The organism is Xenorhabdus thuongxuanensis (assembly GCF_001908095.1).
GTDB lineage: Bacteria > Pseudomonadota > Gammaproteobacteria > Enterobacterales > Enterobacteriaceae > Xenorhabdus > Xenorhabdus thuongxuanensis.
On sequence record NZ_MKGR01000005.1, the window covers coordinates 130,877 to 145,438 of the forward strand.

Annotated in this window: 12 protein-coding genes; 11 read left to right on the forward strand and 1 reads right to left on the reverse strand. The window is 46.2% G+C overall.

Annotated features, from left to right (window positions below; all coding sequences use genetic code 11):
• The first annotated feature begins 7 nt into the window (after positions 1 to 7).
• The 9 genes from murD (at position 8) to lpxC (ending at position 10,371) form a co-directional block, all read left to right on the forward strand.
• Positions 8 to 1,318: a UDP-N-acetylmuramoyl-L-alanine--D-glutamate ligase gene (gene murD, locus Xentx_RS05245; protein WP_074019274.1), complete on the forward strand. Its 1,311-nt coding sequence runs from the start codon at positions 8 to 10 to the stop codon at positions 1,316 to 1,318.
• Positions 1,318 to 2,511 (forward strand): cell division protein FtsW, encoded by a 1,194-nt coding sequence (gene ftsW / locus Xentx_RS05250; RefSeq protein ID WP_074019221.1) that lies wholly within the window; start codon positions 1,318 to 1,320, stop codon positions 2,509 to 2,511. Before murD ends, ftsW begins: the two co-directional genes overlap by 1 nt.
• Positions 2,508 to 3,593 carry an undecaprenyldiphospho-muramoylpentapeptide beta-N-acetylglucosaminyltransferase gene (murG, locus tag Xentx_RS05255; protein WP_074019222.1) on the forward strand — a complete coding sequence of 362 codons (1,086 nt, stop codon included), beginning with the start codon at positions 2,508 to 2,510 and terminating at the stop codon, positions 3,591 to 3,593. The genes ftsW and murG overlap by 4 nt, the downstream gene beginning before the upstream one ends.
• Positions 3,594 to 3,629: 36 nt before the next feature.
• Complete coding sequence (gene murC, locus Xentx_RS05260) at positions 3,630 to 5,105, forward strand: UDP-N-acetylmuramate--L-alanine ligase (RefSeq protein WP_074019223.1); 1,476 nt, start codon at positions 3,630 to 3,632, stop codon at positions 5,103 to 5,105.
• Positions 5,098 to 6,018, forward strand: coding sequence for a D-alanine--D-alanine ligase (locus Xentx_RS05265; protein ID WP_074019224.1), 921 nt, complete (start codon positions 5,098 to 5,100; stop codon positions 6,016 to 6,018). Before murC ends, Xentx_RS05265 begins: the two co-directional genes overlap by 8 nt.
• A 1-nt stretch (position 6,019) precedes the next feature.
• Positions 6,020 to 6,835, forward strand: coding sequence for a cell division protein FtsQ (ftsQ, locus tag Xentx_RS05270; RefSeq protein ID WP_074019225.1), 816 nt, complete (start codon positions 6,020 to 6,022; stop codon positions 6,833 to 6,835).
• A 32-nt stretch (positions 6,836 to 6,867) separates the two neighbouring features.
• The gene (gene ftsA / locus Xentx_RS05275) at positions 6,868 to 8,124 is read left to right on the forward strand and encodes a cell division protein FtsA (RefSeq protein ID WP_074019275.1); all 1,257 of its coding nucleotides are present in this window, start codon (positions 6,868 to 6,870) and stop codon (positions 8,122 to 8,124) included.
• Between the two features lie 66 nt (positions 8,125 to 8,190).
• Complete coding sequence (ftsZ, locus tag Xentx_RS05280; RefSeq protein ID WP_074019226.1) at positions 8,191 to 9,354, forward strand: cell division protein FtsZ; 1,164 nt, start codon at positions 8,191 to 8,193, stop codon at positions 9,352 to 9,354.
• A 99-nt stretch (positions 9,355 to 9,453) separates the two neighbouring features.
• Positions 9,454 to 10,371 carry a UDP-3-O-acyl-N-acetylglucosamine deacetylase gene (gene lpxC / locus Xentx_RS05285; RefSeq protein WP_074019227.1) on the forward strand — a complete coding sequence of 306 codons (918 nt, stop codon included), beginning with the start codon at positions 9,454 to 9,456 and terminating at the stop codon, positions 10,369 to 10,371.
• Between the two features lie 104 nt (positions 10,372 to 10,475).
• On the opposite strand, the gene Xentx_RS05290 is transcribed toward lpxC, so the two are convergent.
• Entirely contained in the window at positions 10,476 to 11,012 is a 537-nt protein-coding gene (locus Xentx_RS05290) for a DUF721 domain-containing protein (RefSeq protein ID WP_074019228.1), read from the reverse strand.
• 37 nt (positions 11,013 to 11,049) lie between these two features.
• On the opposite strand from Xentx_RS05290, the gene secM reads away from it, so the two are divergent.
• Together secM and secA are read left to right on the forward strand one after the other, a co-directional pair.
• The gene (secM, locus tag Xentx_RS05295) at positions 11,050 to 11,604 is read left to right on the forward strand and encodes a secA translation cis-regulator SecM (RefSeq protein ID WP_074019229.1); all 555 of its coding nucleotides are present in this window, start codon (positions 11,050 to 11,052) and stop codon (positions 11,602 to 11,604) included.
• 93 nt (positions 11,605 to 11,697) lie between these two features.
• The gene (gene secA / locus Xentx_RS05300; RefSeq protein ID WP_074019230.1) at positions 11,698 to 14,406 is read left to right on the forward strand and encodes a preprotein translocase subunit SecA; all 2,709 of its coding nucleotides are present in this window, start codon (positions 11,698 to 11,700) and stop codon (positions 14,404 to 14,406) included.
• Positions 14,407 to 14,562 lie beyond the last annotated feature (156 nt).

The window sequence follows — 14,562 nt, forward strand, 5'->3', positions numbered from 1 at the left end:
GCGTCTCATGACAGAATACAAGGGTAAAAAAGTTGTCATCGTTGGCTTAGGGTTGACAGGTCTGTCCTGCGTTGACTTTTTTATTACACGTGGGGTGCTCCCGCGTGTGATAGATACCCGTATAGTGCCACCGGGCAGCAATCAGTTGCCTGATAGTGTCGAATGTCACACCGGCTGCCTGAACAAACAATGGTTGATGGATGCTGATTTAATCGTTGTCAGCCCAGGTATTGCGCTGGCAACGCCTGAATTGCAAGCGGCGGCTGATGCTGGTGTTGAGATTATCGGCGATATTGAGTTGTTTTGCCGCGAAGTTACTGCGCCAATCGTTGCCATTACGGGTTCAAATGGTAAAAGCACCGTGACCACTCTACTTGGCGAAATGGTGAAAGAAGCGGGGTGGCAGGTTGGTGTGGGGGGCAACATTGGTATCCCAGCACTGGAATTGCTGAAACAGCCTTGTCAGCTTTATGTACTGGAGCTGTCCAGTTTCCAACTTGAAACAACTTACAGCTTGAAAGCAGCGGCAGCGACGGTACTGAATGTGACCGAAGACCACATGGTTCGTTATCCCAAAGGGTTGGCACAGTATCGTGCAGCAAAGTTGCGTATTTACAATCAAGCGAAAATTTGTGTGGTAAATGAACAGGATGCTCTGACACTACCAGAAACAGGCAAAGACAGCCGTTGTATCAGCTTTGGTGTGGATAGTGGTGATTATCAGCTTGATAGTGAACACCAACAACTGATGGTTAATCAACATCCTGTGTTGGCAACACGTGAAATGCAGTTGGTCGGGCAACATAATTATACCAATGGATTGGCAGCGTTAGCACTGGCAGATGCTGTAGGTATTCCTCGTGTTGCCAGCCTTCAGACTCTACGTACTTATTCCGGGCTGGAACACCGTTTTCAGGTGATTCACATGAGAAATGGTGTTCGTTGGGTGAATGATTCTAAGGCAACCAATGTTGGCAGCACCCAAGCGGCACTGAGTGGATTGAAGCTGAAAGGGACACTCTATCTTTTATTGGGGGGAGATGGAAAAGCGGCGGATTTTACCCCACTGAAACCCTATATATCGGGGAAACATGTTCGTCTTTACTGTTTTGGTCGTGACGGGGGACAGTTTGCTCAATTGCGCCCAGAAATTGCAACACTGACGGAAACAATGGAACAGGCGATGAGAGAAATTGCACCTAAGCTGGTTTCTGGCGATATGGTATTACTGTCACCAGCGTGTGCCAGCTTCGATCAGTTCAACAGCTTTGAACATCGTGGTCATGAATTTGCTCGTTTGGCAGAGGAGTTAGGCTGATGACCATTCCAGGCCTTGGTAAATTTAAAACTTGGTTGGCGGGAAATGTGGAGGGAGATGCCACAGATACCGTTATGTATGATCGTACCCTGGTCTGGATGGTATTAGGGTTAGCTGTAATTGGCTTTGTCATGGTAACGTCGGCATCAATGCCTGTTGGTCAACGCCTTGCCCAGGATCCCTTTATCTTTGCACGACGTGATGCCATTTATTTGTCACTGTGTTTTTTCCTGTCCCTGATTACGCTGCGCATTCCGATGAACTTCTGGCTGCGTTACAGTAATGTCATGTTATTAGTCACAATCATGATGCTGATTGTGGTGCTGTTTGTGGGGAGTTCAGTTAATGGGGCATCACGTTGGGTAGCGATTGGCCCATTACGCATTCAACCGGCAGAATTGTCGAAACTATCACTCTTTTGTTATCTCTCCAGCTACTTGGTTAGAAAAGTTGAGGAAGTAAGAAACAACTTCTGGGGATTTTTCAAACCGATGGGTGTCATGGTTGCATTGGCGATTTTGTTGTTGGCACAGCCCGATTTGGGGACAGTGGTTGTGTTATTTGTGACGACATTGGCTCTGCTGTTTCTGGCAGGCGCGAAATTGTGGCAGTTCCTTGCCATTATTGGCTGCGGAATATTTGCCGTGTGCGTCCTGATTGTTGCTGAACCTTATCGTATACGCAGGGTGACCTCTTTCCTGGATCCGTGGGAAGATCCTTTTGGCAGTGGTTATCAGTTAACCCAATCGTTAATGGCATTTGGTCGTGGCGATTTCTTTGGACAAGGACTGGGAAATTCAGTCCAGAAACTTGAATACCTGCCTGAAGCCCATACTGACTTTATTTTCTCCATTCTGGCCGAAGAATTGGGTTATTTCGGTGTGGTTTTAGTGCTGGCAATGGTATTCTTCGTCGCTTTCCGCGCCATGATGATCGGTCGTCGGGCATTGCAGCTTAATCAACGATTTTCTGGTTTTTTAGCTTGTGCAATCGGCATATGGTTCAGCTTTCAGGCGTTCATTAACGTTGGTGCGGCGGCAGGTATGTTGCCAACGAAGGGATTAACACTACCTTTAGTCAGTTACGGTGGCTCTAGTTTGATAGTGATGTCAACGGCCATCGTCTTGTTGTTGCGAATTGATTATGAAGTACGTCTGGCAAAAGCACAGGCGTTTGTAAGGAGCCCTAAATGAGTGGCAAAAACCGGCGTTTGATGGTGATGGCTGGTGGTACGGGGGGGCATGTGTTCCCTGGACTGGCCGTTGCCCACCATTTAAAAGAGCAGGGGTGGGATATTCGCTGGTTGGGAACCGCGGATCGTATGGAAGCTGATTTAGTTCCGAAACATGGCATTGATATCGAATTTATTCAGATTTCAGGCTTGCGGGGCAAGGGAATTAAAGCACTACTTGCTGCCCCAATTAGAATTTTTAAGGCTATTCGACAGGCAAAAGCCATTATGCGCCGTTATCAGCCCGATGTTGTTCTGGGAATGGGAGGATATGTCTCTGGGCCAGGTGGAATCGCGGCATGGTTGTGTGGCATTCCGGTAGTATTGCATGAGCAAAATGGTATTGCGGGGCTCACTAATCGTTGGTTAGCCAAAATTGCTAAAACAGTTTTACAGGCATTTCCAGGAGCATTCCCCAGCGCGCCGGTTGTTGGTAACCCCGTAAGGGAGGATGTATTGGCGTTGCCAGAACCAATTCGGCGTTTGGCTGGGCGTGAAGGACCTGTTCGAGTGTTGGTCGTTGGCGGCAGTCAAGGCGCCAGGATCCTGAACCAAACTATGCCAGAAGTTGCCGCTCGCTTGGGCGATAAAATCACTTTATGGCATCAGGCAGGCAAGGGCGCCAAGGAAGAGACGCAGAAACAATATGAAGATTCAGTTAAAACTGAATTCAAAGTATCTGAATTTATTGATGATATGACGCAGGCTTATGCGTGGGCTGATATTGTCGTATGCCGTTCCGGTGCACTTACGGTCAGTGAAATCTCTGCCGCAGGCTTACCGGCGATTTTTGTTCCTTTCCAGCATAAAGATCGACAGCAATATTGGAATGCCTTGCCTCTGGAAAAAGCGGGAGCCGCAAAAATACTCGAACAGCCCGAATTTACGGTTGATGCGGTCGTAGGGTTATTGACCCAGTGGCAACGCCCACAATTGTTAGAAATGGCAGAAAAAGCACGCTCAGTAGCCATCATTAATGCAACCGAGCGTGTAGCAGCAGCATTGATTGATGCTGTAGAGAATCATTCAGGCCGTTCCAGATAGAACGGTGATGTAAACATAACGAGTGAAGATTAAAACGTGAATACACAACAGTTGGCGAAATTAAGAGCTTCAGTGCCTGAAATGAGAAAAGTCAGGCATATCCACTTTGTTGGCATCGGTGGTGCTGGCATGGGTGGTATCGCCGAGGTGTTGGCTAATGAAGGTTATCAGATAAGTGGTTCTGATCTGGCTCCCAATCCTGTTACACAGCAATTAATTGCACTGGGTGCAACTATTTATTTCAATCATCGCCCAGAAAATGTGCGGGACGCTAGCGTAGTCGTAGCATCCACGGCTATTTCGGCAGAAAACCCCGAAATTGTGGCTGCACGCGAAGCGAGAATTCCAGTGATCCGTCGTGCGGAAATGCTGGCAGAGCTTATGCGTTATCGCCACGGTATCGCTATTGCGGGAACACATGGAAAAACCACCACGACGGCAATGATTGCTGGCATTTATGCACAGGCGGGTCTTGATCCTACATTTGTGAATGGTGGGTTAGTAAAAGCGGCTGGCACACATGCTCGCTTAGGTAGTAGCCGCTATCTGATTGCAGAAGCAGATGAAAGTGATGCTTCATTCTTGCACTTGCAGCCCATGATGGCGGTTGTTACCAATATTGAAGCCGACCATATGGATACCTATCAAGGAGATTTTGAAAACTTAAAGCAAACGTTCGTTAACTTTCTGCATAACCTGCCATTTTATGGGCGTGCGGTTATGTGTATTGACGATCCGGTCGTGAAAGAACTGATTCCCCGAATTGGGCGTTATATCACAACCTATGGTTTCAGTGAGGAAGCAGACGTCCGTATTACCCATTATGAGCAGAAAGGGGCTCAGGGATTTTTCACTATCAGCCGATTGGATTTGCCGGATTTACATGTAGTGTTAAATGCCCCTGGCCGCCACAATGCGCTGAATGCAACTGCCGCGGTTGCAGTGGCAACAGAAGAAAGCATTGATGATACCGCTATTCTGGCTTCTCTGGCTGAGTTTCAGGGAACCGGACGCCGCTTTGATTTTCTGGGAAATTTTCCTCTTAAACATATCAATGGCAAAGAAGGTAGCGTGATGTTGGTCGATGATTATGGTCATCACCCAACAGAAGTTGATGCCACGATTAAAGCTGCACGAGCGGGTTGGGGGGATAAACGCATTGTCATGGTATTCCAGCCACACCGTTATACAAGAACTCGTGATTTATATGATGATTTTGCCAATGTCCTGAGTCAGGTAGATGTTTTATTAATGTTGGATGTGTATGCCGCAGGTGAAACACCGATCCCAGGCGCGGATAGCCGTTCTTTATGCCGTACTATCCGCAGTCGTGGCAAATTGGACCCGATTTTTGTATCAGAACCTGAACAAGTTTCAATCATTCTGTCGCAGGTGATAGAAAACAATGACTTAGTTTTGGTACAGGGTGCCGGTAATATCGGTAAAATAGCGCGCAATTTGGCCGAGACAAAATTGCAACCATCTTTTTATGAGGGAGGACATCATGGTTGATAAAATTGCTGTTCTGTTGGGCGGAACTTCCGCTGAACGCGAAGTTTCATTGCAATCAGGACATGCGGTTGTGGCAGGGCTGAAGGAAGCGGGCATTAATGCTTATTCAGTTGATACAAAAGACTTTGATGTGACTAAACTCAAAGAGGAAGGATTCAATAAAGTCTTCATCGCACTGCATGGTCGCGGTGGTGAGGATGGTACGTTGCAAGGTTTGCTGGAGTTTTTGCAAATTCCTTATACCGGCAGCGGAGTGATGGCATCTGCCTTGTCAATGGACAAAATGCGCACAAAACAACTCTGGCAGGGAGCAAAACTGCCTATTTCACCTTATGTCGTAATTAATTCTCTAAAATTTGAACAACTTAATGATTTTCAACTCAAAGAGTATGTTCAAGAATTAGGTCTGCCATTAATGGTTAAACCGAATCTGGAAGGCTCCAGCGTAGGGATGACTAAGGTGAATGAATATGCCGAATTGCGTAACGCCCTGAAGCTGGCATTTAAATACGATACTGATGTATTGGTTGAAAAATGGCTGTTTGGCCCTGAATATACCGTCGGATTTTTGGGGGACGAGGCTCTTCCTTCTATCCGTATTCAGGCTTCAAACACATTTTATGATTACGATGCGAAATATATTTCCAACCAAACGCAATATTTTTGTCCAAGCGGCTTGAGTGCCGAAAAAGAGCAAGAGTTATTAGATATCGCCTCAAAGGCGTACAAGGCACTGGGATGTCATGGTTGGGGGCGAGTTGATATCATGGATGATGGGAATGGTAATTTCTACTTGTTGGAAGCGAATACTTCCCCTGGCATGACCAGCCATAGCCTTGTGCCAACTGCTGCGCGTCAGGCTGGATTAAGTTTTTCCCAACTCGTAGCGAGAATTTTGGAGTTGGCTGATTAATATGTCGCAGGCAGCCCGGAATAGCCGGGAGCGGGAGGGTGAAGCGCAGAGATCTCGTCCCAGTAATGGTTACTATCTGGCAGGGATTACCTTCTTCTTGATGGTAGTTGGTACCATCATATGGGGGGGCTGGATGGCACTAGACTGGATGAAAGATCCTAGCAGATTACCGCTCTCAAAGCTGGTACTGACTGGTGAGCGCCATTACACCACGAATGATGATGTAAGGCAGACTATTTTGTCCCTGGGATCTCCGGGAACATTTATGACTCAGGATGTCAACGTCATTCAGGAAAAGATTGAACAACTGCCGTGGATCCGGCAGGTCACTGTTCGGAAACAATGGCCTGATGAACTTAAAATACATCTGGTAGAATACGTGCCTTATGCGCGCTGGAATGATACCCAACTGTTGGATGCTGAAGGCAGGGTATTTAGTTTACCTATAGAACGCAGTGCAAATGGGCAGTATCCGATGTTGTATGGACCGGAAGGCAAAGAAAAGGACGCATTGAGTGAATACCACACAATGGCAGCTTTTCTTGAAAAACACCAGATGAAATTGAAAGCAGTGATCATGACAGCACGTAATTCCTGGCAACTGATATTGGATAACGATATCCGTTTAGAGCTAGGAAATCGAGATAAAATAGAACGAATGAAACGTTTTGTTGAACTTTATCCTGTGTTGTTGAGAAACACTGAAAAACGTGTGGCTTATGTTGACTTACGTTATGACAGTGGTGCTGCGGTAGGTTGGGCTCCTTTATTAACTGATACGCCGGTTTCAATGAACGGGCAAGAAAACAAACAGTGACTGGTAATAATACAGAAACAGGCAGAATAACGATGATCAAATCAACGGACAGAAAATTGGTAGTTGGCCTTGAAATTGGTACAGCAAAGGTATCTGCCTTGGTTGGTGAAATTCTGCCCGATGGTATGGTTAATATTATCGGAGTAGGAAGTTGCCCATCCCGCGGCATGGACAAAGGCGGTGTCAACGATCTTGAATCGGTCGTCAAGTGTGTACAGCGTGCTATTGATCAGGCTGAACTCATGGCGGATTGCCAGATATCTTCAGTCTATCTGGCACTTTCCGGCAAACATATCAGTTGCCAGAACGAAATTGGCATGGTGCCGGTTTCGGAAGAAGAAGTCACACAGGATGATGTGGACAGTGTTGTCCATACCGCTAAGTCAGTTCGTGTTCGTGATGAACACCGTATTTTGCATGTGATCCCACAGGAATACGCGATTGACTATCAGGAAGGGATCAAAAATCCGGTTGGACTCTCTGGCGTGCGTATGCAGGCGAAAGTCCACTTGATTACCTGCCATAACGATATGGCGAAAAACATCGTAAAAGCTGTAGAACGTTGTGGGTTGAAAGTTGATCAACTTATTTTTGCAGGACTGGCAGCAAGTTATGCTGTGTTAACAGAAGATGAACGTGAATTGGGGGTCTGTGTCGTTGATATCGGCGGCGGGACGATGGATATCGCTGTATATAGTGGCGGTGCATTGCGTCATACCAAGGTAATTCCTTATGCAGGCAATGTAGTGACCAGTGATATCGCTTATGCGTTTGGTACTCCTCCAAGTGATGCTGAAACCATCAAGGTTCGTCATGGTTGCGCATTGGGTTCGATAGTGAGCAAGGATGAGAGTGTAGAAGTCCCAAGTGTGGGAGGACGCCCTCCTCGTAGCTTGCAGCGTCAAACATTGGCTGAAGTGATCGAACCCCGTTATACCGAACTGCTGAATTTAGTGAACGATGAAATTTTGCGATTGCAGGAGCAATTGCGGCAGCAGGGAGTAAAACACCACCTGGCGGCAGGGATTGTCCTGACAGGAGGAGGAGCCCAGATTGACGGTCTGGCCGAGTGTGCTCAGCGGGTATTTCATACCCAAGTTCGCATTGGCCACCCCCTGAACATCACTGGATTGACAGATTATGTGCAGGAGCCTTGCTATTCAACAGCGGTTGGGCTTCTGCATTATGGCAAAGAATCCCACCTTGGCGGAGATTCTGATGCCGATAAAAGAACGTCAGTAAGTGGCTGGTTTAAGAAAGTCAGCACCTGGCTGAAAAAAGAATTTTGATTTTTTATACAGAGGCCATGACAATGTCGCCGGCCTCGATATAAAGGCACAAAACGGAGAGAAATTATGTTTGAACCACTGGAATTAACCAACGACGCGGTGATTAAAGTCATCGGCGTCGGCGGCGGCGGCGGTAATGCTGTGGAGCACATGGTGCGTGAGCGTATTGAAGGAGTTGACTTCTTTGCGGTTAACACGGACGCTCAGGCACTGCGTAAGACGGCTGTTGGTCAAACTATCCAGATTGGCAACGGCATTACGAAAGGATTAGGCGCTGGTGCGAACCCTGAGGTTGGTCGTACTGCTGCGGAAGAAGACCGCGAATCACTGCGCACTGCACTGGAAGGTGCAGATATGGTGTTTATTGCCGCTGGTATGGGGGGTGGTACGGGAACGGGAGCCGCACCTGTTGTGGCTGAAATTGCTAAAGAACTTGGTATTTTGACCGTTGCAGTTGTGACTAAGCCATTTAATTTTGAAGGCAAAAAACGTATGGCCTTCGCGGAACAAGGGATCACTGAACTGTCCAAGCATGTGGACTCACTGATCACTATTCCAAATGACAAGCTATTGAAAGTCCTGGGTCGAGGCATTTCCCTGTTGGATGCATTCGGTGCAGCCAATGATGTTCTGAAAGGCGCGGTTCAGGGTATTGCTGAACTGATTACTCGCCCAGGTCTGATGAATGTTGACTTCGCTGACGTTCGTACTGTGATGTCGGAAATGGGTTACGCCATGATGGGATCAGGTATTGCACAAGGTGAAGATCGTGCGGAAGAAGCCGCAGAGATGGCTATCTCCAGCCCATTGTTGGAAGATATTGATCTTTCTGGTGCACGTGGCGTTCTGGTTAACATTACAGCGGGCTTCGACCTGCGTTTGGATGAATTTGAAACAGTGGGTAACACAATACGTGCATTTGCTTCTGATAATGCAACGGTGGTTATCGGTACGTCATTGGATCCAGATATGAATGATGAGCTGCGTGTAACAGTTGTGGCAACAGGAATTGGCATGGACAAACGTCCAGAAATCACTCTGGTGACCAATAACAAGGCTCCTCAGACAAACACGATGGAGCGCCGTTACCAGCAAATATCTGGTGGGATCTCTTCATTGTCCGATGAGAACAAAACGGTAGCAAAAGTCGTCAATGACCAAAATGCACATACGAGCAAAGAGCCTGATTATCTGGACATTCCTGCATTTTTGCGTAAGCAGGCTGATTAATTGCTAAAAAATTGGTTTCTCCGCTTTTTGTGTTAAACTATCCTGCCAGTCATATACTATAGTGATTGGCGGGATAAGTAACATTGCGAGATATAAACGATGATCAAACAAAGGACACTAAAACGTATTGTTCAAGCGACCGGCGTCGGTTTGCACACCGGTAAAAAAGTCACGCTGACAATGCGTCCAGCGCCGGCTAATACCGGGGTCATCTATCGTCGTACTGACTTGAATCCTCCGGTTGATTTTCCGGCAGATGCCAAATCTGTGCGTGATACTATGCTCTGTACTTGTCTGGTGAATGAGCATAATGTGCGCATTTCAACAGTTGAGCATTTGAATGCAGCGCTGGCAGGTTTAGGGATCGACAATATTGTTATTGAAGTCGATGCTCCAGAGATCCCTATTATGGATGGCAGCGCTAGCCCGTTTATTTTCCTGTTATTGGATGCGGGTATTGAAGAGCTGAATGTAGCGAAGAAATTCGTGCGAATGAAAGAACGCGTTCGTGTGGAAGACGGGGATAAATGGGCTGAATTAGCGCCATATCATGGTTTCAGTCTGGATTTTACTATCGACTTTAATCATCCGGCGATTGATGCGGGTACACAACGTTATAGCCTGGAGTTCTCTGCGGATTCGTTTGTTCGCCAGATTAGTCGTGCGCGTACTTTCGGATTTATGCGCGATATTGAGTATTTGCAATCTAAAGGCTTATGCCTCGGTGGCAGCTTTGATTGTGCGATTGTCGTCGATGACTACCGCGTGCTCAATGAAGATGGTTTGCGTTTTGAAGATGAATTTGTCCGCCATAAAATGTTGGATGCCATCGGCGATCTATTTATGTGTGGGTATAATATCATCGGTGCTTTTACTGCGTTTAAATCAGGTCATGCATTAAACAACAAGTTACTGCAAACTGTTTTAGCACAGGAAAGCGCTTGGGAGTTTGTCACATTTGAAGACGAAGCAGAAATGCCATTGGCTTTCCGCGCTCCATCACTGGTGTTGGCATAATAGCTGACATGTGTATTGATAAAGAATGTTGAGAACATTCCTATGATGCACCAATGGGTTATGCTATCTGTCACGCTTCTTTCGCTGATGTTTTTTATTCAGCGCTAGCGCTTCCTTTTGGCTGTACTGGTACCCTCTCCGGCCAGCGCAGCCAACCGCTCCAATTTCCTTTTTAACTTTTCAGGGCTGTTTTCGGCCAATATCATTAATGTTTTTGCACTTTCATGAGTGAGCTGGCGCTTTGGTAATTCCTGATTATCATTACTGAATACTTTCGTTGATAATTTTGAGAATCCTTGTTCATTATTATCACACTTAACCATTAATGATGGGTTAATCCTGATGTCGATTGAGGATAAAGATGGTAGAATTTCGCTCCTCAATGTAGATAGTAAGACAGGAATTTCATAACGCAGCCGAGTCATCCAACTGGCATTTCCTGCTTCCAGTACCAGAATTTGTTTGCGATAATTGGCAACCCTGCACCACGGGTGTAATTGTGCCGGAAGTAAACTGAGAACGGCTCGGTTAAGTTTCAATAATGCGATGGCATGTTGTTGAATGATTTGAAGTGGGCTTTTTCCGGCAGTTGCCGCGTCTTCAAACAGCTTATCCAATGATTGTGGGTGGCTATCTCGCATAATAGGGGCAGTTCCAGTATTTATTAATGAAGGATTAATGAGTATTTTAAATCTTTGGCGACAATTTGGTAGGCGTTATTTTTGGTCTCACCTTTTACTTGGCATGGTTGCGACAGGAATTGGTGTTCCTACTGTTTTTGCAGGCGTGGCAGAAGGCCTGCATCATACAAATGCTTCGTCTGCCCAAGGAAGCCGCCATCAAGCACTTTCCTCTTTTGAACACTTATTTAAGCTACATTTGCTCCAATTAAAAAGTGTTCAGCGTCAACCCGCTAATTATTTAAATTACTGGCAGCAACATGCCGTCCGTAATGTGATCCGCCAACTTTCTTTTGCTTTTTCGGTTGCTGAGCCCGTCAAGTACGAAGACGCAAAGGAAAGTACCCGGATTTCTTCTCCATCCATGCAACGACTTATGCTAGATACGTTGCATGCCATGTTGACACAAGCACCAGCGCTATTTGAAGAAATTATCTCAGATGTTGTGCTGGCAGATGTTGTGCTTCCTGATACCCATACTCCAGCTCTCTGGATCGCTAAAGTACAGGGAATTAGGGCAGGGCCAACGCCCAATCATCTATTTTTGCTTTAATGCTGTTGTTTTATTTCAATCTGAGTGTAATAAGACAATTTTTAATAAATGATTGATGGCTACAACAATAGCCCTATCTGAGATGTACTAATTATGCTGATTAAATTACTGACAAAGATTTTTGGTAGCCGTAATGACCGTACCTTGCGCCGTTTGCGCAAAGTGGTTGATGAGATCAACCGTATGGAGCCGGACTTTGAAAAACTCTCTGATGAAGAACTGAAAGCGAAAACAGAACAATTTCGTTCCCGTTTAAAAGAGGGAGAATTACTGGATAAAATTCTGCCAGAAGCGTTTGCTACGGTGCGTGAAGCCAGCAAACGTGTATTTGGTATGCGTCACTTTGATGTGCAATTGTTGGGCGGGATGGTCTTGAATGAACGCTGCATAGCAGAGATGCGTACTGGTGAAGGTAAGACATTGACCGCAACATTGCCAGCTTATCTTAATGCCCTAAGAGGCAAAGGCGTTCACATTGTAACCGTGAACGATTATCTGGCACAGCGCGATGCTGAAAATAACCGCCCACTGTTTGAGTTTCTTGGTTTGAGTGTCGGCATTAACTTACCGGGTATGCCAGCACCGGCAAAACGTGAAGCTTATGCTGCGGATATCACTTACGGTACTAACAATGAGTTTGGCTTTGACTATTTGCGTGACAATATGGCATTTAGTCCAGAAGAGCGAGTTCAACGCAAATTACACTATGCGTTGGTGGACGAAGTTGACTCGATTCTGATCGACGAAGCTCGTACCCCACTGATTATTTCAGGACCTGCGGAAGACAGTTCTGAGCTTTATATCAAAGTAGATAAACTGATCCCGAAACTAGTTCGTCAGGAAAAAGAGGATTCAGATACCTTCCAAGGGGAAGGACATTTCTCTGTTGATGAAAAAACACGTCAAGTCAACCTGACAGAGCGTGGCCTGATATTAATTGAAGAGTTATTGGTGGATGCCAAATTGATGGATGAAGGCGAATCCTTGTATTCACCGACTAATATCATGTTGATGCATCATGTGACAGCCGCTCTGCGCGCTCATGCCCTGTTTACCCGCGATGTTGATTATATCGTTAAAGAAGGCGAGGTTATCATCGTTGATGAACATACCGGTCGTACTATGCAAGGACGTCGTTGGTCTGATGGCTTGCACCAGGCTGTGGAAGCGAAAGAAGGTGTCGAGATTCAGAATGAAAACCAGACGCTGGCTTCAATCACATTCCAGAACTATTTCCGTATATACGAAAAATTGGCAGGGATGACAGGAACCGCCGATACGGAAGCCTTTGAATTCCGCTCTATTTATAAACTGGATACCATCGTTATTCCAACTAATCGCCCAATGGTTCGTCAGGATCTATCGGATCTGGTCTATATGACAGAAGCGGAAAAAATTGAGGCGATCATTGAAGACATCAGAGCGCGGACAAACAATGGTCAGCCTGTTTTGGTGGGGACAATCTCGATTGAGAAATCGGAATTGGTGTCTAGCGCATTAACGAAAGCGGGCATTGCACATAACGTTTTGAACGCAAAATTCCACGCATTGGAAGCTGACATCATTGCGCAGGCTGGCCAGGCTGGTACAGTGACGATTGCAACCAACATGGCGGGACGTGGTACAGATATCATGTTGGGAGGAAGTTGGCAGGCGGAAATCGCTAAATTGGAAGCGCCAACTGAAGCACAAATCGAGAAAATCAAGGCAGAATGGCAAGAGCGCCATGATGCGGTATTGGCCGCAGGTGGCTTACATATTGTCGGTACAGAACGTCATGAATCACGCCGTATTGATAACCAATTACGTGGTCGTGCGGGACGTCAGGGTGATGCGGGCTCTTCACGTTTCTACCTCTCAATGGAAGACTCCTTAATGCGCATTTTTGCTTCCGATCGTGTGACCGGCATGATGCGTAAACTTGGCATGCAGCCAGGGGAAGCAATTGAACACCCATGGGTGACTAAAGCGATTGCGAATGCTCAGCGTAAAGTTGAGAGCCGTAACTTTGATATCCGTAAGCAGTTGTTGGAATATGATGATGTTGCGAACGATCAGCGCAGGGCAATTTATGCTCAGCGTAACGACTTGCTTGATGTGAGTGATGTTAGCGAAACCATCACCAGCATCCGCGAAGATGTCTTCAAGGCAACAATTGATACTTACATTCCACCGCAATCACTGGAAGAAATGTGGGATGTTGAAGGATTGCAAGAACGTTTAAGCAACGATTTTGATTTGAATCTGCCAGTCAAAGAGTGGTTGGACAAAGAGCCTGAATTGCACGAAGAAACATTGCGTGAACGTATTCTTGAGAAGGCGGTAGAAGTTTATAAGCAAAAAGAAGAAATTGTCGGTGCAGAAATGATGCGTAATTTTGAAAAAGGCATCATGTTGCAAACCCTGGATACATTGTGGAAAGAGCATCTGGCAGCGATGGATTACCTCCGCCAAGGCATTCACTTACGCGGTTACGCTCAGAAAGATCCAAAACAAGAGTACAAACGCGAATCTTTTGCCATGTTTGCCAATATGCTGGAATCACTGAAATATGAAGTGATCAGTACCTTGAGCAAAGTTCAGGTTAGAATGCCGGAAGAAGTTGAGGCGCTTGAACAGCAGCGTCGTGAGGAAGCTGAACGTTTGGCAAGACAACAACATTTAAGTCATGAAGTTGAACAGGGCGCGTTGATGTCAAAAGCCGAAGCTCAAGTGGCAACGGGGGAGCGTAAAGTTGGACGCAATGATCCTTGCCCATGTGGCTCTGGTAAAAAATATAAGCATTGCCACGGCCGCTTATAAGCAAAAAAGTCGTGCCAGTGGAAGTGGATAATCCAGTTACCATTGGCACGGGTTAATTTAACGCGATGCTCGACTTTTATGGTGAGTTGAAATGACATAGCCGCTCCTTTATAACTTTAAGTCGTCAAAAATAGAGAAATAAAGGAACAAAAGGCT

Coding starts and splice junctions, on each gene's coding strand:
- murD (WP_074019274.1), top strand. CDS start 8: ATGACAGAATACAAGGGTAAAAAAGTTGTCATCGTTGGCTTAGGGTTG.
- ftsW (WP_074019221.1), top strand. CDS start 1,318: ATGACCATTCCAGGCCTTGGTAAATTTAAAACTTGGTTGGCGGGAAAT.
- murG (WP_074019222.1), top strand. CDS start 2,508: ATGAGTGGCAAAAACCGGCGTTTGATGGTGATGGCTGGTGGTACGGGG.
- Xentx_RS05265 (WP_074019224.1), top strand. CDS start 5,098: ATGGTTGATAAAATTGCTGTTCTGTTGGGCGGAACTTCCGCTGAACGC.
- ftsQ (WP_074019225.1), top strand. CDS start 6,020: ATGTCGCAGGCAGCCCGGAATAGCCGGGAGCGGGAGGGTGAAGCGCAG.
- ftsA (WP_074019275.1), top strand. CDS start 6,868: ATGATCAAATCAACGGACAGAAAATTGGTAGTTGGCCTTGAAATTGGT.
- ftsZ (WP_074019226.1), top strand. CDS start 8,191: ATGTTTGAACCACTGGAATTAACCAACGACGCGGTGATTAAAGTCATC.
- lpxC (WP_074019227.1), top strand. CDS start 9,454: ATGATCAAACAAAGGACACTAAAACGTATTGTTCAAGCGACCGGCGTC.
- Xentx_RS05290 (WP_074019228.1), bottom strand. CDS start 11,012: ATGCGAGATAGCCACCCACAATCATTGGATAAGCTGTTTGAAGACGCG.
- secM (WP_074019229.1), top strand. CDS start 11,050: ATGAGTATTTTAAATCTTTGGCGACAATTTGGTAGGCGTTATTTTTGG.
- secA (WP_074019230.1), top strand. CDS start 11,698: ATGCTGATTAAATTACTGACAAAGATTTTTGGTAGCCGTAATGACCGT.